The sequence below is a fragment of the Saccharopolyspora terrae genome, from assembly GCF_004348435.1.
In the GTDB taxonomy this organism is placed as follows: Bacteria; Actinomycetota; Actinomycetes; order Mycobacteriales; family Pseudonocardiaceae; genus Saccharopolyspora; species Saccharopolyspora endophytica.
Genome location: NZ_SMKS01000003.1, coordinates 155,495 through 172,775 on the forward strand (window position 1 = coordinate 155,495; position 17,281 = coordinate 172,775).

Annotated in this window: 16 protein-coding genes; 9 read left to right on the plus strand and 7 right to left on the minus strand. The window is 69.2% G+C overall.

Features of this window, described 5'->3' with window-relative positions; genetic code table 11:
- Positions 1-2: 2 nt before the first annotated feature.
- Positions 3-1,541, plus strand: coding sequence for a bis-aminopropyl spermidine synthase family protein (locus E1181_RS03655; protein ID WP_132672438.1), 1,539 nt, complete (start codon positions 3-5; stop codon positions 1,539-1,541).
- Here E1181_RS03655 and E1181_RS03660 read toward each other — a convergent pair.
- Together E1181_RS03660 and E1181_RS03665 are read right to left on the minus strand one after the other, a co-directional pair.
- A complete protein-coding gene (locus E1181_RS03660) occupies positions 1,528-4,383 on the minus strand; it encodes a bifunctional diguanylate cyclase/phosphodiesterase (protein ID WP_235876010.1) in 2,856 nt (951 codons plus the stop codon). The two genes, E1181_RS03655 and E1181_RS03660, sit on opposite strands and share 14 nt — an antisense overlap.
- Positions 4,384-4,677: 294 nt before the next feature.
- Positions 4,678-5,877: an NAD(P)-dependent malic enzyme gene (locus tag E1181_RS03665; protein ID WP_132672439.1), complete on the minus strand. Its 1,200-nt coding sequence runs from the start codon at positions 5,875-5,877 to the stop codon at positions 4,678-4,680.
- A gap of 489 nt (positions 5,878-6,366) precedes the next feature.
- Between E1181_RS03665 and E1181_RS03670 the strand changes: the two genes are divergently transcribed.
- Complete coding sequence (locus tag E1181_RS03670) at positions 6,367-6,978, plus strand: dTDP-4-dehydrorhamnose 3,5-epimerase family protein (RefSeq protein WP_132672440.1); 612 nt, start codon at positions 6,367-6,369, stop codon at positions 6,976-6,978.
- Between the two features lie 52 nt (positions 6,979-7,030).
- On the opposite strand, the gene E1181_RS03675 is transcribed toward E1181_RS03670, so the two are convergent.
- Positions 7,031-7,351 (minus strand): S24 family peptidase, encoded by a 321-nt coding sequence (locus E1181_RS03675; protein ID WP_328590835.1) that lies wholly within the window; start codon positions 7,349-7,351, stop codon positions 7,031-7,033.
- Between the two features lie 73 nt (positions 7,352-7,424).
- Between E1181_RS03675 and sodN the strand changes: the two genes are divergently transcribed.
- The 4 genes from sodN to E1181_RS03695 all read left to right on the plus strand — a co-directional run bounded on the left by sodN (position 7,425) and on the right by E1181_RS03695 (position 9,646).
- Positions 7,425-7,832 (plus strand): superoxide dismutase, Ni, encoded by a 408-nt coding sequence (gene sodN / locus E1181_RS03680; RefSeq protein ID WP_132619066.1) that lies wholly within the window; start codon positions 7,425-7,427, stop codon positions 7,830-7,832.
- A 323-nt stretch (positions 7,833-8,155) separates the two neighbouring features.
- The gene (locus E1181_RS03685) at positions 8,156-8,452 is read left to right on the plus strand and encodes a hypothetical protein (protein ID WP_132672514.1); all 297 of its coding nucleotides are present in this window, start codon (positions 8,156-8,158) and stop codon (positions 8,450-8,452) included.
- A 59-nt stretch (positions 8,453-8,511) separates the two neighbouring features.
- On the plus strand, positions 8,512-9,099 hold the full coding sequence (locus tag E1181_RS03690) for a histidine phosphatase family protein (RefSeq protein WP_132672442.1): 588 nt from the start codon (positions 8,512-8,514) through the stop codon (positions 9,097-9,099).
- Positions 9,100-9,178: 79 nt separating this feature from the next.
- A complete protein-coding gene (locus E1181_RS03695) occupies positions 9,179-9,646 on the plus strand; it encodes a GNAT family N-acetyltransferase (RefSeq protein WP_132672443.1) in 468 nt (155 codons plus the stop codon).
- 4 nt (positions 9,647-9,650) lie between these two features.
- Here E1181_RS03695 and E1181_RS03700 read toward each other — a convergent pair whose 3' ends face one another.
- Complete coding sequence (locus E1181_RS03700) at positions 9,651-10,079, minus strand: hypothetical protein (protein ID WP_132672444.1); 429 nt, start codon at positions 10,077-10,079, stop codon at positions 9,651-9,653.
- Between the two features lie 433 nt (positions 10,080-10,512).
- On the opposite strand from E1181_RS03700, the gene E1181_RS03705 reads away from it, so the two are divergent.
- The gene (locus tag E1181_RS03705) at positions 10,513-11,439 is read left to right on the plus strand and encodes a diacylglycerol/lipid kinase family protein (protein ID WP_132672445.1); all 927 of its coding nucleotides are present in this window, start codon (positions 10,513-10,515) and stop codon (positions 11,437-11,439) included.
- Positions 11,440-11,686: 247 nt separating this feature from the next.
- Complete coding sequence (locus E1181_RS03710) at positions 11,687-11,941, plus strand: WhiB family transcriptional regulator (RefSeq protein ID WP_093413759.1); 255 nt, start codon at positions 11,687-11,689, stop codon at positions 11,939-11,941.
- A gap of 283 nt (positions 11,942-12,224) precedes the next feature.
- Here the strand turns inward: E1181_RS03710 and E1181_RS03715 are convergent, their stop codons facing one another.
- Positions 12,225-13,718: a PAS domain-containing sensor histidine kinase gene (locus E1181_RS03715; RefSeq protein WP_132672446.1), complete on the minus strand. Its 1,494-nt coding sequence runs from the start codon at positions 13,716-13,718 to the stop codon at positions 12,225-12,227.
- Positions 13,719-13,758: 40 nt separating this feature from the next.
- Positions 13,759-13,974 carry a biotin/lipoyl-binding carrier protein gene (locus E1181_RS03720; RefSeq protein WP_132672447.1) on the minus strand — a complete coding sequence of 72 codons (216 nt, stop codon included), beginning with the start codon at positions 13,972-13,974 and terminating at the stop codon, positions 13,759-13,761.
- Positions 13,975-14,158: 184 nt separating this feature from the next.
- Here E1181_RS03720 and E1181_RS32830 point away from each other — a divergent pair, with 184 nt between their 5' ends.
- Positions 14,159-14,233, plus strand: coding sequence for a 50S ribosomal protein bL37 (locus E1181_RS32830; protein WP_372448851.1), 75 nt, complete (start codon positions 14,159-14,161; stop codon positions 14,231-14,233).
- Positions 14,234-14,311: 78 nt separating this feature from the next.
- On the opposite strand, the gene secA is transcribed toward E1181_RS32830, so the two are convergent.
- A complete protein-coding gene (gene secA, locus E1181_RS03725) occupies positions 14,312-17,191 on the minus strand; it encodes a preprotein translocase subunit SecA (protein WP_132672448.1) in 2,880 nt (959 codons plus the stop codon).
- Between the last annotated feature and the right edge of the window lie 90 nt (positions 17,192-17,281).

Sequence of the window (17,281 nt, forward strand, 5' to 3'; positions counted from 1 at the left end):
CCATGGACAACGCCCAGCCACCCACTCCGATCGAAGCCGTTCGAGCGCTCCACGCCGAGTACGGCCTCCTCGGCCACCACGTGCTCCGCGTGCTGGCCGAACTCGCCTCAGGCCCGCGCTCGTTGGACGAGCTGATCAGGCGAGCCGGGGTGTCGCGCCGGACGGTCGAGCAGGTGCTCACCGCGGTCGGCGACGACCTCGACGAGAGCGGCGGCGTCCACCGCATCAAGGACTTCCTCCTCCCGCTCTACCGGCAGGAGTGGTCCCTCGACGCCTCGTCCGCAGTGGACACCGAGACCGGGCTCGACGCCGAGGCGTTGGAGGCGATGCGCGGTTTCATCGCCTCCGGGCCTCCTCCGGAGTCGGCGCTGGACCACGTCACCGCGACCCCGGAGACCGCGCTGCGCCGCGCGATGTGGCTGCGCGACAACTACGACCTCGACGGCAAGAAGATCCTGTGCCTGGGCGATCACGACCTGACGTCGTTGGCGCTGTCGCTGGTGGTGCCGTCGGCCCAGGTGCGCGTGGTGGACCTGGACGAGCGGATCCTCCGCCACATCGACACCGTCGCGACCGAGCGCGGGTTCCGCGTCGGCACCACCCACGCCGACTTGCGCTTCGGGTTGCCGCCGGCGGTGGAGGGCTGGGCTGACGCGGTGTTCACCGACCCGCCCTACACCCCGGAGGGCATCGGCCTGTTCTCCACGCGGGCCGCCGAGTGCCTGGCGCCGGGTCACAGCCGGATGTTCCTGGCCTACGGCTACAGCCCGCGCACGCCGGCTCTGGGGTTGAAGGTCCAGCAGGAGCTGCTGCGGCTGGGTTTCGTGTTCGAAGCGATCCTCCCCCGGTTCAACCGCTACTACGGCGCGCAGGCCATCGGCAGCGCGAGCGACCTGTACGTGTGCCAGCCGACCTCGCACACCCGCAAGCTGGCGCTCCGCCAGGACCAGGCGATCTACACGCACGGCCCGCAGTCGGTGGAGGCTTCGGGTGAGGTTCCGGCGGCGTTGCCGGAGGCGGCTGCCGAGCGGCTCGGCGCACCGGTCGCCGAGTTGCGGCGGGCGGGCTGGACCCGCCCGGTGCGCGAGAGCGCCCCGGCGGCCTTCGACCTGCGAGCCGATCCGGGGCCGTGGTTGCTGCGGATGCTGTTGGCGTGCAGCGCGCAGAAGGTGGCCTTCGTGGTGGACAACAACCACCCCGATATCACCAGCGAACGCTCCCAGTCCGAGCTGCGCGATCTCATCAGCGCCAAGTACCGGTTGAAGCTGCACCGCAGCACCCCGGACGGCAAGCACGCGATCGTGGTCGCCGAACGCGCGGGAACCGAGTCGGCGGCCGATTTCGTGCTGCAGCGCGCTCACGGCAAGCTGGGCAACGTCTGGCGGGAAGCGCTCATCGCGCAGAGCGAGGACCTCACCAAGCGCCAGGCGCGGGAGGCGGTCGCCGAACTCGCACCGCACCGCGACGACCTGGAGCTGCGGCTGATCGACCTGCCTCGGCACCGGATCGCCGACGTGCTGCGGGCGATCACGGCACGGTGAGGGGCCCGTTCGCGAGCATTTCGCGGAACTTCGGGGCGGGCACGGCGCCGGAGAACAACCAGCCCTGGTAGGACTCGACGCCGACGCCGCGGAGCAGCCGGAACTGGGTGGCGTCCTCGACGCCTTCGGCGACGCACTGCCGGTCCATCGCGTAGGCCATGTCGACGACGGCGCGGGCGACCGCGAAGTCCGAGGCGTCGCCGCCGACTCCGGCGACGAACCGCCGGTCGACCTTGATGATCTGCGCGGGCAGGTCCTTGAGGCGGGCCAGCGACGAGTAGCCGGTGCCGAAGTCGTCGACGGCGAACCGCACGCCGCGGGAGACGAGTTCGCCCATCTCGTGCCGGGTGCGGGAGGGCAGGTCGACCAGCGAGGTCTCCACCAGCTCCAGGATCACCCGGTCCCACGAGATGCCGGTTTCAGCGACGATGTCGGCGACGGAGTCGACGAAGTCGGGTCCGCCGGGGACCAGGCCTGCGAGGTTCACGGCGATGCTGACGGGGCGGCCGTTGCGGACCGGCCAGGACGTCGCCTCGCGCAGCGCGGTGCGCAGGACCCAGCGGTCGAGTTCGCGCAGGAGGTCCCCTTGTTCGGCCACCGGGAGGAACGCGTCGGGCGAGAGCATCCCGCGTTCCGGGTGCGGCCAGCGGATCAGCGCCTCGGCGCTGACGACGGTGCCTTCCGCGTCGACGACGGGCTGGTAGTGCAGGGCGAGCCCGTCGTTGCTGAGGGCTTCGCGGAGCTGGCCCTCGAGGTGCAGCTGGCGGTCGGCGGCGGCCATCAGGGCCGGGCTGGCCAGCGAGACCTTGCCGGTGCCGCGCCGCTTGGCTTCGAACATGGCGGCGTCGGCGAAGCGCAGCAGGTCTTCGCCGCCGGAGCTGGAACCGTTGGGCACGGCCGCGCCGATCGACGAGGAGACCCGGACCAGCTGGCCGTGCACGGGTACGGCGGTGCGCAGCAATGCCGAGACGCGGGTGGCGAGCTGGTCGACTCCGCCGCTGGCCTCGACGTCGGAGCAGATGATGACGAACTCATCGCCGGAGAGCCGTGCCGCCGTGCACTCCACGGGCAGGCCGCCTTCGAGGCGCCGCGCCAGGGCGACCAGCAGTTCGTCGCCTGCGTCGTGCCCGAGGGAGTCGTTGACCCGCTTGAAGTTGTCGATGTCGCAGAACAGCACGGCGATGCCGGGCGAGTCGGCCCGGCCCAGCAGCCTGCCGAGCAGCTCCTTGACGGCGGTGCGGTTGGGCAGCCCGGTCAGGTCGTCGTGGGTGGCCTGGTAGCGCAGGGCTTCGGCGGCGCGGCGGCGTTCGGTGATGTCCTGGAACACCACGAGCCAGAACTCGGTTCCGTCGTCCTGCACCGAGGTGGAGGTGTGCAGCTCGCAGTAGACGGGTTCGCCGTCGGCGCGCACCATGACGCGCTGCGGCGCGCGGCGGCGGATCCCGGCGTGCTCGTCGGGCGCGGGCAGGCTCGGGTCGACTTCCTCGGGGTGGGTGATGTCGCGGATGCTGAGCCCGCGCATCTGGTCGATCCGGTATCCGAGCAGGTCGCAGAGGGCTTCGTTGGCGTTGACGATGCGTTCGGAGTGGTCGAACAGCCCGATGCCGACCGGGGTGATGTTGACCAGGTCGGAGAAGCGCTGGCTGGAGCGTTCCATGCGGGTGACGACGGCCCGCTGCTCGGTGACGTCCTGCACGGTGCCGACGAAGAGGTCCCTGCCGTCGGCGTCGACGATCTTGGTGCCGTGGATCCGCAGGATGCGGGTGGTCTCGCCGTTGCGCAGGTAGCGGTGTTCGATCTCGACGGGTGCGCCGCGTTCGACCAGCGGTCGCCACGCCTGGCGGACCCACTTGCGGTCGTCGGGGTGGACGTGGTCGAGGTAGCGGTCGAAGGTGCCGGTGGTGGTGACGGGCTGGCCGAGGATCTCGTAGAGCATGCTCGACAGCCGCATGACGTTGGTGCGCGGATCGACTTCCCAGGTGCCGAGCCGGGCGATGCGCTGCGCGTCCTGCAGCCGTCGGCGCTCGTCGCGCAGCTGCCGTTCGAGGGCTCGGTGCTCGGTGACGTCCTGAACGGTGCCCTGCACTCGCACGATCTGGCCCGCGCGGTCGTACTCTGCCCGCCCGGTGCACAGGAAGACGCGGGTGCCGTGCAGGTTGCGCAGTTCGGCTTCGAGCAGTTCGCCTTCGGCGGCGGTGAGCACGTCGGCGTAGAACTGCGCGGCGCGTTCGCGGTCGTCGGGGTGGGTGGTGGAGATCATCGCCGTGACGTCGTCGGCGTGCTCGGCTCCGCCGGCTCCGAGGAAATCGGCGAGCAGCGGGCTGCGGTAGATCTCGCCGGTGTCGGGGTAGTAGACCCAGCTGGCGACCTTGGCGAGGCTCTGGGCGTCGATGAGCCAGTAGCGCTCTTCGGAGTCGCGCGGCCCGACCTCGGTGCCGGGTTTGTCCTCGGCCAGGTCGGAGACGTCGACGAGGAGGGTGACCTGCAGCGTCGCGTCGTCGGGGTGCTGCCAGGTCTGGAGCCGTACGGGGGCGCGTCGTTGCGGACCGCGCAGCCAGGTCTCGCGGCCTTCGCGGTCGATGAGGTCGACGAGCTGGTGGCCCACGAGGGCGCTCGGGTCGGCGTGGCCGGCCAGCTTGGCGGCCTGCTCGGTGGCGGCGACGACCTGGCCGTCCTGGTCGCTCAGCAGCGCGGGGGCGTCCGGAAGCGCCACTCTCGGGACCTGCACGCGCGCTGGGGTGCCGGCCAGGCCGAGACTCCCGGGTGCCGATGGCATCCGGGTCCGCTCGCTCCGCTCGGTCAACTGCACCCCTCCCGCGTTGCAGCCGCAACGGCCGCCCATTACGGCCCCGATGACGAACCACCTAGTGATGCACACCACAACGGGTCATATTGCTGACCCTACCGTTCTGCGCACGGTCGGTATCGCCATGGTGCCGGGCCCTGAGGCCGGTTCCCTGAAGAGGTGACAGCCTCCACCCGACATGATGACGCGAACTATCGAAATCTTCGCGAAGTCGATTTCCCGCTGTCACCTACGAGTGGGGCCGGGAGAGCCCTGAGGACTCTCCCGGCCCCACTCGACGCCGGTGTAGAACCTACCGCCGACCCACCGGCCCGCGACAGGGTTTGTTGATCACGCCGTGGCCACGCCTTCGGCACGAGCGGCCTTCGACACCGCCGCGCTGACCTCGGGAGCGACCCGCGGGTCCAGCGGCGAGGGGACGATGTAGTCAGCGCTGAGGTCGTCGGCGGCCACGGCCGCGATGGCCTCGGCGGCGGCGACCTTCATGCCGTCGGTGATGCGCCGCGCGCCCACGTCCAGGGAGCCCTTGAAGATGCCGGGGAAGGCGAGCACGTTGTTGATCTGGTTCGGGAAGTCGCTGCGCCCGGTGGCGACCACCGACGCGTACTTGCCCGCGACGTCGGGGTGGATCTCCGGGTCCGGGTTCGACAGCGCGAACACGATGCAGTCCTTGGCCATCAGGGCCACGTGCTCCTCGGGGACCTGACCCATGGAGACACCGATGAACACGTCCGCTCCGCGCATCGCCTCGGCGGGACCGCCGGAGATGCCGCGCGGGTTGGTGAACTCGGTGAGCTCCTGCTTGATCGGGGTGAGCCCGTCACGATCGGCGCTGATCACGCCGCGCGAGTCGAGCACGACGATCTCGCCGACGCCCGCGGTGTGCAGGATCTTCGCGCAGGCGACACCCGCGGCACCCGCGCCGGAGATGACCACGCGCAGCGACTCCAGCTCACGACCGGCGACGCGGGCGGCGTTGCGCAGCGCGGCCAGCGCCACGACGGCGGTGCCGTGCTGGTCGTCGTGCATGACCGGGCAGTCCAGCGCCTCGGTGACCCGGCGCTCCAGCTCGAAGCAGCGCGGCGCGGAGATGTCCTCCAGGTTCACCGCACCGAACGAGGGACGCAGCCGGACCAGGGTTTCCACGATTTCGTCGACGTCCTTGGTGTCCAGGACCAGCGGGATCGAGTCGAGCCCGGCGAAGGTCTTGAACAGGGCGGACTTGCCCTCCATGACCGGCAGCGATGCCTTCGGGCCGATGTCGCCCAGACCGAGAACCGCGGATCCATCGCTGACCACGGCCACCAGGCGCTGAGTCCAGGTGTAGCGGTCAGCCAGGGACGGATCGCTCGCGATCGCCCGGCTGACCTGCGCCACCCCGGGGGTGTACGCGATCGACAGGTCGCGCGCGCTGTCCAGCGGGGCGGTCACCGCAGCGGTGAGCTTGCCCCCTTCGTGCGCGGCGAAGATCTCTTCGTGGGTCAGCTCGGCACCGATTCCATTTGCGGTGCCCTCGTTGATGGTGGTCACGGCGTCCCTCCTATTGCCATGCCTGCGGCCCGAGCACTATCGAGCCGGGCGGATGCGACCTCGATCGGTCGCTGTCAACGCCGGCTTCCCGGGCGTACCGGTGAAGAAGACGTCTCTCGAAATACCGATACCGGCCGTCCTGTTCGGACAGCGGCTCGGCGGACGCTGCGGTGCGGTTAGTGTGCCAGCCCTTTGAAGCAATGTCAGCGACAGGGATCACACGTCTCACCAGCAAAAAGGCGAGAATTTTACGAATTGGGACAGTACGCGCGTCATATTTTCCGATGGCGTGATGCAGTACGCCCGTCCTGTTTGCATTTCGCAGTTATGCGGTACAAGTGTCCGGTATTGCCATCTGAATCGAAACTGTTTGGAAAATGCGTGTGCCGACCTCTGCTTTTCCGCGATGCGATCGAGCACGGGAACCTTCCTGCCGCCACCACCGCCCCACCGAACCGGCCCCGATCACGCCTCCTAGGCTCGACACTCGTGCAGGTACGTCGACTTGAGATCACCGGGGCGTTCGAATTCACCCCAAAGGCTTTCCCCGACAACCGCGGCCTGTTCGTGGCCCCGTTCCAGGAGAAGGCGTTCACCGAAGCCACCGGCCACCCGATGAACCTGGCCCAGACCAACCACAGCGTCTCGGCCCGCGACGTCATCCGCGGCGTGCACTTCGCCGACACCCCGCCCGGCCAGGCCAAGTACGTCTACTGCCCGCAGGGCGCGCTGCTGGACGTGGTCGTCGACATCCGCGTCGGCTCCCCCACCTTCGGCCAGTGGGAGGCGATCCGCCTCGACTCGACCGAGTACCGCGCCCTCTACGTCGCCGAAGGGCTCGGGCACGCGTTCCTGGCCCTCACCGACAACACCGTGATGACCTACCTGTGCTCCACCGGATACAACCCCTCCGGCGAGCACGGCATCACCCCGATGGACCCGGACCTCGGCCTGCCCTGGGACACCGAGCTCAGCGGCCCGGCGATCCTGTCCGAAAAGGACCGCGAAGCCCCGACTCTCGCGGAAGCCGCCGAGAGCGGCCTGCTCCCCGACTTCAACACCTGCCTGGCGCACTACGAGTCGCTGCGCACCGAGCAGTGAGGAGGGGAACCTTCCTGCCATCCCGTCGAGCGTGGCAGGAAGGTTCCCATCCTCAGCGCACGCGGCCGGGCGACGGCCACAACCGCCAGCGCACCACGCCCAGCACCTGCGCGGGGCCGAGCTCGCGGGAGTCGGTGGATCCGAAACCGTTGTCGCCCTCCACGTGCCAGCCGCCGGCCTCCCGGTGCACGGCGCGCTTGACCGACAGCTGATGGGGACGTTGTTCCCACCGCACCAGCACGACATCACCCGCACGGGCAACGTCACCGGTTCGGAACACCACGACGTCCTGGTCCCGAAGTGTGGGAACCATCGAGGGTCCGCGTACCCGCAACCTGCGCAACGGCCACGGTCCGAGCGATTTCACCGGCACCTCCAGTAGGACGACGAGGATCTTCAAGAGTAGGGTCGGCCTCGTCGGAGCACTCACTTGTCAGGGAGGAATCATGCGACTCCTGTCGCGCATCCTCAGCCCCCGCCTGGAGGCGACCGCGCACTGCGACCTGCCGTGCGGCGTTTACGACCCCGCGCAGGCGCGGATCGAAGCCGAGTCGGTCAAGGCGATCCAGGAGAAGTACCAGGGCAACGAGGACCCGGAGTTCCGCACTCGCGCGATTCTGATCGCCGAGCAGCGCTCCGAGTTGGTCAAGCACCACCTGTGGGTGCTGTGGACCGACTACTTCAAGCCGCCGCACTTCGAGAAGTACCCGCAGCTGCACGAGCTGGTCAATAAGGCCACCAAGGCCGCGGGCGCCACCGGCACCAAGGGTTCGATGGACCCGGCGAAGGGCCAGGAGCTCCTGGACTACATCGCCGAGATCGACAAGATCTTCTGGGAGACCAAGAAGGGCTGATCTCCAGCGTCCTTCGAGAACGCCGGCCAGCGGAAACGCTGGTCGGCGTTTTCTTTTTCGCACCCCCGGCCCGAGACCGCAGGTGGCAGAGAGGTTCCCGTCCTCGCGTCCGCGCGAAGTGAGCGGAAGGTTCCCGTGCTCGCCACCGCAGTGACCGAACGGTTCCCGTGCTCTCACCGCGGTGCGCGAGAGGTTCCCGTGCCCACCACCGCTGTGGGCGAAAGGTTCCCACGCTGCCGCCGGTGACGATCATGCGAGGCGTTCTCGGCAGCCATAGGCTGGCCTGCACGGACACCGACGTCTCGCGGAGTTGGGGAGACCTCATGACCACCGCATGCCGAGAGCACACCGGTCACGACCACGCCCACGGGCCCGGCTGCGGGCACGTCGCCGTGCCGCACGGCGACCACGTCGACTACGCCCACGACGGGCACCTGCACGCCGCGCACGACGGGCACTACGACGAGTGCGAGGTCGGCGAGCACCAGGAGCACGGGTCCCACGACCACGTGCACGGCGAGAACTGCGGGCACGTCGCGGTTCCGCACGGCGACCACGTCGACTACGTCCACGACGGGCACCGCCACGCGGTCCACGGCGAGCACTACGACGAGCACTGACCACGTGACGTGAGTGACGTCGTTCTGCGGAAGCGCCGCGGATCCGTACGCTGCGATCCGTGGAGCAGCGCGTCTACATCCTCCGGCACGGCACCACCGAGTGGTCCCTGACCGGTCAGCACACCAGTCGCACCGACATCCCCCTCACCGTCGAGGGCGAGCTGCGGGCACGTCAGGCGGGCCAGACCCTGACCGCCCTGCGCCCCGCCGGCCCCGTCACGGTGCTGTGCAGCCCGCGCAAGCGGGCGCAGCGGACCGCGGACCTCGCCGGGCTCGCCGACGTGGTGACCGAACCGCTGCTGGTGGAGTGGGATTACGGCGATTACGAGGGCCTGACCACCGATCAGATCCGCGAGACCGTTCCGGACTGGACGGTGTGGAGCCACCCGTGCCCCGGCGGTGAGACCGCCTCCAACATCGCCACCCGCGCCGACGACCTGCTGGAGCGCGTGCGCGGCACCGACACCGATGTGGTGCTCGTCGGGCACGGCCACTTCAGCCGGTGCCTGATCGCCCGCTGGCTGAACCTGCCCATCGCCTCGGGGGTCCACTTCGCCCTCGACGCCGCCGGGATCACCGTCCTCGGCCACGACCGGGGCGTTCCGCAGATCCACCGGTCGAACATCCCCGCCTGGCAGCAGGGCTGAGCACCTGCGTCGGTCCCCGCCGCACCACCGCGCAGAATGGGCCTGGAAGCACCAGGTTCGGTTGGCAGTGGAGGACGGGATGATCCGGCGGGCTCGCGAGGACGACGTGGCGGCGATGGTGGAGCTGGTGCACGAGCTCGCCAGGTACGAGGAGGAGCCCGATTCCTGCCACCTGACCGAGGAGCAGCTGCGGACCGCGCTGTTCGGGCCGGACCCCGCCCTGTTCGGGCACGTGGCCGAAGTGGACGGTGCTGTCGTCGGGCTGTCCCTGTGGTTCCTGAACTTCTCCACCTGGGAGGGCGTGCACGGGATCTACCTGGAGGATCTCTACGTGCGGCCGGAGCACCGGGGTTCGGGCCTGGGCAAGCGGCTGCTGCGCACGCTGGCGAGCGAGTGCGTCGAGCGCGGCTACGCGCGCCTGGAGTGGTCGGTGCTGGACTGGAACGAGCCCTCGATCGCCTTCTACAAGGCCCAGGGCGCCTTCCCGATGGACGGCTGGAGCGTCTACCGGCTCACCGGCGACGCCCTGCGCTCCTTCGGGAGCTGACCGGTCAGTCCTCGCGGGCGTCGGGGGCCATGGAGGCGTGGAACGACCACTCGCGGCCCTCGCGGTTGAACAGGAACCACAGCACCGCCACGGCGGGCACCGCGATGATCAGGCCGATCAGCGGCCGCCCGGACGGGCCTGCCGCGTACCAGGCGGTGCCGAGCAGCAGCAGCTGCAGCAGCAGGGCGGGCGTGCGGGCCCAGTGCTTGCCCTTGATCAGGCCGATGCCCGCGGCGAGCACACCGGAGGCCAGCAGCGCGTAGTAGCCCGCCTCGCCCCACGTCTCGCCGCGTTCGAGCTGACCGACGCCGCCGAGGTCGTTGGAGGCGCTGCGGACCAGCAGCGCCACGACGAACACCAGGGCTGCCACCGCCTGCAAGGTGGTCAGCACGCCGGCGATGCGCACCGTGCGGGGAACGGTCTCGGTAGACAAGGCGCCCTCTCCTCGAACGGGGCCACGACCCCGACAGTGACTCTGCGTGTGCGCTTTCGATGGTAATACCGCCCGATCGCCGCATAGCTGCCGCAGGCCTCCAGACGACATGATCGACTCATGGCTGAAGCGGCGTTCGCGGATATCGGGGTGTCCGTCGAACTCGCCGCGTGCACGTCGGCAGCCGGTGGACAACGGTCGGGTGCGTTCCGGGGTTACGCATCCGCTTGTCGCCGGAAACCGGTGGTCAGCGGCATGGCGCATCCGCTCCTGGTGCGTTCCGTCGCCGCGTCCGCCCGTGCCGCGCACCTCGGCCGGTCCCGGTCCGCATCGGACTCGGAGGTGACCGGACAGACCAGTTGAGACTTCGCGGCACGCCTAACCTTGCCCCCGCGCCCGACGGACACGAAACCGTCTCGCTTAGGCTTCGGTTGTGCGCGCCGTTCTCGTCGTCAACCCGCAGGCGACCTCCACCACAGCCAGTGGCCGCGATGTGCTCGCCGCCGCCCTGGCCAGTGTGCTGAAGCTGGACGTCGTGGAGACGCGGCACTTCGGACACGCCTCGGAGGCGGCGCGGGACGCCGTCCGGGACGGCGCGGACCTGGTCATCGCGCACGGTGGCGACGGCACGGTCAACGAAGTGGTCAACGGCATGTTCGAGGTCGCCGAGCCCGGCGACCCGTCGATGCCGACGCTGGGCGTGGTGCCCGGTGGTTCGGCGAACGTCTTCGCCCGCGCGCTCGGGGTCCCCAAGGATCCGGTCGACGCCACGCACCACCTGATGCGCGCGCTGGCCGATCGCAGCACCCGTCAGGTCGGGTTGGGCAAGGCCGATGAGAGGTGGTTCACCTTCAACGCCGGCATCGGCTGGGACGCCGAGGTCGTCGCCGAGATGGAGCGCCAGCGGTCGCTGGGGCGCGAAGCCACCCCCGCCCTGTATGCCCGGATTGCCCTGGCCTGCTACGTTCGGATGGCCCGTGGGGAGCCGAAGCTGAGCTTGCAAATCGGTGACGATCACCCGAGTGAGCTACTACACAGTGTGTTCGTGTCCAACACCGACCCGTGGACCTACCTGGGTTCGACGCCGGTGCGCATGAGCCCCGAGACCAGCTTCGACACCGGCCTCGGCGTGTTCGCGCTGAAGAAGATGACTGCCTACCCTGTGTTGCGACACGTAGCGGAGATGCTGCGCGGTAGAGGGAAACCACACGGAAGAAATTCAATTCAGGCTGCGGATGTGCCCCATCTACGCGTAACCTGTACGGAGCCGTTGCGCCTGCAGGTGGACGGCGATTGCCTGGGTGAGCGATCGGCGATCGAGTTCTCCTCAGTCCCGAACGCTCTCCGCGTCGCTGTATAACCTTCTGGTCACGGATGGACGTCGCTGCCGACTCATGACCCCCGTCTGAGTCCGGGAGCACACCGAAACCCCTGGTCAAGTCTCGTCGATCTTTCAGGTGAGTTCGCTCACCGCCCGAGATCGACCTCTTGACATCGCGGCAGTTCGTGAAAGCATTCACAAGCACACGGACTCCGTGAAAGCATTCACAAACACCCCGAACGAACTATCGGCGCGCATGGGCGCGCCTAGCGAGGAGCAAGGAACAATGGACTGGCGCCACGATGCGGTTTGCCGTGACGAGGACCCGGAGCTGTTCTTCCCGGTTGGGAACAGCGGTCCTGCTGTGCTGCAGATCGCCGAGGCGAAGGCCGTATGCCGCCGTTGTCCGGTTGCCTCTCAGTGCCTGGCGTGGGCACTCGAGAGCGGCCAGGACGCCGGTGTCTGGGGCGGCATGAGCGAAGACGAGCGGCGTGCCCTCAAGCGGCGCAACGCTCGCACCCGGGCGCGCACCAACGCCTGAGTAGCAGCTCGCTGAGACGTGGCCGGTCGGTCGCACCCCCGGTGACCGACCGCCCGTCTCGCCCCGGCCGCACACGGCCTCGCACCGAAAGAACTGACCCGACCCCGACTAGCAGCTCCGGCCGATCAGCGTCGATGTCGGTCCCGCACGTTCCAGCCGATCTCCCCATCACCACGGGGTAGCCGGAACCGGGGAAACCGACCCGATCGGCCCGACGTCCCCGGCGCGTGGGGACGTCACCCGAGTGATCGACGCACCAGCGTGGCGCCCAGTATACGGGCCGTCACCGTCGGTACTTCAGAGGCACCCGCAAAACCGCTTCGGTACCACGTTGATGACCGCGGCCACGCAAGCTCAGAGACCCGCGGAGCTCAGACTCCACCAGGGTCCGCACGATCTGCAGGCCGAGACGTTCGGCGCGCTCGAGGGAGAATCCCTTCGGCAGGCCACGACCGTCATCCGAGATGACGACGTCGAGCCAGCGCGCCGAACGCTCCGCCTGCACGACCACTTCCCCGCCCTGCCCCTCCGGGAAGGCGTGCTCGAAAGCGTTCTGCACCAGCTCGGTCAGGACCATCACCAGCGGCGTGGCCAGTTCCGCCGACACCACCCCGAACTTCCCGCCGCGGCTGACCTTCACCCCGGTCTCGGCGACGGCGACGTCGCTCATCATCGGGATCACCCGGTCCACCACGTCGTCGAGGTCGACCCGCTCGTCCACCGACATCGACAGCGTCTCGTGCACCAGGGCGATCGAGGTCACCCGGCGCACCGATTCGTCCAGCGCCAGCCGTGCCTCGTTGTTGCCGGTGCGCCGCGACTGCAACCGCAGCAGCGCCGCCACGGTCTGCAGGTTGTTCTTCACGCGATGGTGGATCTCGCGGATGGTGGCGTCCTTGGACATCAACGCCCGGTCCCGCCGCTTGACCTCGGTGACGTCGCGGACCAGAACCAGCGCGCCGGCCGACTGGCCGCGCGGGCGCAGCGGCAGCGCGCGGAACAGCACCGTCGCACCGCGCGCCTCGGCTTCGATGCGCATGCTGGGCTCGCCGCCCATCGCGCGCCGGACCCGCTGCGAGACCTCGTCCGCGTCGAACGGGTCGTTGAGCAGCGAGCGAGTCAGCGGCGCCAGCTGGGCGCCCACCAGGTCGGCCGCGTGGCCCATGCGGTGGTAGGCCGACAGCGCGTTGGGGCTGGCGAACACGACCGTTCCGGAGTTGTCCAGCCGGATCAGGCCGTCACCGACGCGCGGGCTGGTGTGCACGTCGGGTGCGGGCTCCGGCGTGGGGAACGTGCCGTCGGCGACCATCTGGCACAGGTCGGCGGCGCTGCCCAGGTAGGAGATCTCCAGCGGGCTGGGCACCCTCGGCACGGCGAGGTTGGTGTCGCGGCTGAGCACCGCCACGATCTCGTCGCCCAGCTTCACCGGGATCGTCTCGCGCCGGACCGGAACCCCCAGGTGCCAGCGCGGGTCCTCCTCGCGGCAGATGCGGCCCTCCAGGGCGGCGCGCCGGAGCTGCGGGTGGTCGTCCTGGGTGACCTCGGAGCCGACCACGTCCTCCGGGTGCGCGGTGGGCGCGGTGGTGGGACGGGCCTGGGCGACGCACAGGAAGCGGTCCTCGGGGGCCTCAGAGGGGCCGATCGGCACCCACATGAGGAAATCCGCGAACGACAGGTCGCTCAGCAGCTGCCACTCGGCGACCACCAGCTGCAGGTGGTCGGCGGCAGTGCCGGACAGGCCGGTGTGTTCGGCGAGAAGATCACTCAGCGTGGACAAGGCGGTCCTCCGGGTCGGCTGCTCGGATCGAAGCGGGTCGTCACTCGACGACAGCGATCAGATCGCCCTCTTGCACGACGTCACCCGGCTTGACCGCGATGGTGCTGATCGTGCCGGACACCTCGCTGAGCACCGGGATCTCCATGCTCATGGACTCCAGGAGCACCAGCGAGTCACCGTCGTGGACCGCATCGCCTTCGGACATCGACACCGCCATGACGTTGGCCACCGTCTCGGCGCGGATCTCCTCGGCCATCTCTTCCTCCTCGTCGCGGCCGACTCCGGCCCCTGCTTAGGAAACCACGACCGCCACCACCCGCCGACGGCAGGTATCGGACATGGCAGACTGGAACCTCGAAATCCCAGCGGAGACCGGGTGTCAGTCGATCACTCGCGGTCACCGGGCTGGAGTGAAACTCGAACTTCGAGGGAGTCGCCTTATGGGCAAGCGCGCGCGCAAGAAGAAGGACCGGCGCAAGAACAAGGCCAACCACGGCAAGCGCCCCAACTCGTGATCGCGGCGGCTACTGCCGCACCCGAGAAGCGAAGGGCCCCGGACCACACGGTCCGGGGCCCTTCGCGTGAGCGGATCCTCAGCGCTTCTTCTTCTTGTTGTCGGCGCGGGCGGCCGCGCGGCGCTCGCGGCGGGTGCCGCTGCGGGTCTCCGGGTCGTCCTGCTCGGAGATCTTCTGCATCTCACCGGTCTCGTCCGGGCCGGAGTAGCTCAGCCGCTGGTTGCCCGGGGCCTGCAGACCGCCACCGCGCAGCGCGGGCGGGGTCTGCTCGCCTTCGCCGGGACCTCCGGCGAGCTGGCTCAGCGCCGGACCTGCCGAAGCCGGCTTGGCCCGCCGGGAACGCGCGCCCTGGGGCTGAGCGCCCGCCTGCGGGACCTGCGGCGTCTGCGGGACCTCGGGGACGCCGTTGCCCGCCTGGCTCACCGAGACCGGCACAGCCGGCTGCTCCGGTGCGGGCTCGGGCTCGGCGGCCTCGACCTGGACGTTGAACAGGAAGCCGACCGACTCCTCCTTCAACGCGTCCAGCATGCCGCCGAACATGTCGAAGCCCTCGCGGCGGTACTCGATCAGCGGGTCGCGCTGCGCCATGGCGCGCAGGCCGATGCCCTCCTTGAGGTAGTCCATCTCGTAGAGGTGCTCGCGCCACTTGCGGTCCAGGACGCTGAGCAGCACGCGGCGCTCCAGCTCCCGCATCGCACCGGGCCCGACCTTGCCGTCGACCTCGGCCTCGCGCTTGGCGTAGGCGTCCTTGGCGTCGGCGGTGATCAGCTCCAGCAGGTGCTCCTTGCTGAGGTCGTCGTCCTCCTCGACCAGCGTCTCCCAGCTCAGGCCGACCGGGTACAGCGAGCCCAGCGCCTTCCAGAGCTTCTCGAAGTCCCAGTCCTCGGCGTAGCCGGCGGAGGTCTCGGCGTCGACGTAGGCGGTGATGACGTCGGTGAGCATGTGCATGATCTGCTCTTGCAGGTCCTCACCGGCCAGGACGCGGCGGCGCTCGTCGTAGATGACGGTGCGCTGCTGGTTCATCACCTCGTCGTACTTGAGGACGTTCTTGCGGATCTCCATGTTCTGCTGCTCGACCTGCGTCTGAGCGCTGCGGATCGCGCGGGAGACCATCTTGTGCTCGATCGGGACGTCGTCGGGCACCTTCAGGCGCGTCATGACGGTCTCGACCATGGCGGAGTTGAAGCGGCGCATGAGCTCGTCGCCCAGCGACAGGTAGAAGCGGGACTCGCCGGGGTCGCCCTGACGGCCGGAACGACCGCGCAGCTGGTTGTCGATGCGGCGGGACTCGTGCCGCTCGGTGCCCAGCACGTAGAGGCCGCCGGCCTCGCGGACCCGGTCGGCTTCGGCGTCGACCTGCGCCTTGATCTTCTCGACGACGGCGGACCACTCGGCCTCGTACTGCTCGCGGTTGCCCACCGGGTCCAGGCCGCGCTCGCGCAGCTCGGCGTCGGCGAGGTGGTCGACGTTGCCGCCCAGCACGATGTCGGTACCGCGGCCGGCCATGTTGGTGGCGACGGTGACGGCGCCGAGACGGCCGGCCTCGGCGATGATCGCGGCCTCGCGCTGGTGGTTCTTCGCGTTGAGCACGTTGTGCGGGATGCCGCGCTTGGTCAGCAGCTTCGACAGGTACTCGGAGCGCTCGACGCTCGTGGTGCCGATCAGGACCGGCTGGCCCTTCTCGTGGCGCTCGGAGATGTCCTCGGCGACGGCCTCGAACTTGGCGGGTTCTCCCTTGTAGACCAGGTCGGGCTGGTCGATGCGGGCCATCGGCTCGTTGGTGGGGATGGGCACCACGCCGAGCTTGTAGGTGGTGTGGAACTCGGCCGCCTCGGTCTCGGCGGTACCGGTCATGCCGCCCAGCTTGTCGTAGAGGCGGAAGTAGTTCTGCAGCGTGATCGTGGCCAGCGTCTGGTTCTCGGCCTTGATCTCGACGCCTTCCTTGGCCTCGATCGCCTGGTGCATGCCCTCGTTGTAGCGGCGACCGGCCAGGATTCGGCCGGTGAACTCGTCGACGATGGACACCTCGCCGTCGCGGACGATGTAGTCCTTGTCGCGCTGGTAGAGCTCCTTGGCCTTGAGCGCGTTGTTGAGGTAGCCGACGAGCGGCGTGTTGGCGGCCTCGTAGAGGTTCTCGATGCCGAGCTGGTCCTCGATGATCGACACGCCCTCTTCGGTGACGCCGACCGTGCGCTTGCGCTCGTCGACCTCGTAGTGCGCGTCGCGCTTGAGGATGGGGGCGAGCCGGGCGAACTCCTGGTACCAGCGGGAGGACTGGTCGGCGGGGCCCGAGATGATCAGCGGGGTCCGGGCCTCGTCGATGAGGATGGAGTCGACCTCGTCGACCACGGCGAAGTGGTGGCCGCGCTGCACGCAGTCGGCGAGGCTCCAGGCCATGTTGTCGCGCAGGTAGTCGAAGCCGAACTCGTTGTTGGTGCCGTAGGTGATGTCGGCGGCGTAGGCCTGGCGGCGCTGCTCCGGGGTCATCTCGGCGAGGATCGCGCCGACTTCCAGGCCGAGGAAGCGGTGCACGCGGCCCATCCACTCGGCGTCGCGCTTGGCGAGGTAGTCGTTGACGGTGACCACGTGCACGCCTTCGCCGGTGATGGCGTTGAGGTAGGCGGGCAGGACGCAGGTCAGGGTCTTGCCCTCACCGGTCTTCATCTCGGCGATGTTGCCCAGGTGCAGGGCGGCGCCGCCCATCAGCTGCACGTCGAAGTGCCGCTGGCCGAGGGTGCGCTTGGCGCCTTCGCGGGCGACCGCGAAGGCTTCGGGCAGCAGCTCGTCGAGCGACTCCCCCTCGCTGTGGCGGCGCTTGAACTCGTCTGTCTTGCCCCGCAGCTCGGTATCGGACAAACCGACGACGGTGTCTTCGAGCTCGTTGATGTGCGCTGCAATAGCACGCAGGCGCTTGAGCATCTTGCCCTCGCCGGCGCGGAGCAGTCGGGACAGGACCATCCGGTCGACCTCGCTAGCTGATCGTGACGCGTCCGTCACGGACGCTTTGTGGCCATCGTATTAGAGCTGGCTGTGGGGGTGTGCCGTAGT

Bases quoted from the DNA above. Each gene is read 5' to 3' on its own strand.
- E1181_RS03655 (WP_132672438.1), top strand. From the start codon at position 3: ATGGACAACGCCCAGCCACCCACTCCGATCGAAGCCGTTCGAGCGCTC.
- E1181_RS03660 (WP_235876010.1), bottom strand. From the start codon at position 4,383: ATGGGCGGCCGTTGCGGCTGCAACGCGGGAGGGGTGCAGTTGACCGAG.
- sodN (WP_132619066.1), top strand. From the start codon at position 7,425: ATGCGACTCCTGTCGCGCATCCTCAGCCCCCGCCTGGAGGCGACCGCG.
- E1181_RS03685 (WP_132672514.1), top strand. From the start codon at position 8,156: ATGACCACCGCATGCCGAGAGCACACCGGTCACGACCACGCCCACGGG.
- E1181_RS03695 (WP_132672443.1), top strand. From the start codon at position 9,179: ATGATCCGGCGGGCTCGCGAGGACGACGTGGCGGCGATGGTGGAGCTG.
- E1181_RS03710 (WP_093413759.1), top strand. From the start codon at position 11,687: ATGGACTGGCGCCACGATGCGGTTTGCCGTGACGAGGACCCGGAGCTG.
- E1181_RS03720 (WP_132672447.1), bottom strand. From the start codon at position 13,974: ATGGCCGAGGAGATCCGCGCCGAGACGGTGGCCAACGTCATGGCGGTG.
- secA (WP_132672448.1), bottom strand. From the start codon at position 17,191: ATGGTCCTGTCCCGACTGCTCCGCGCCGGCGAGGGCAAGATGCTCAAG.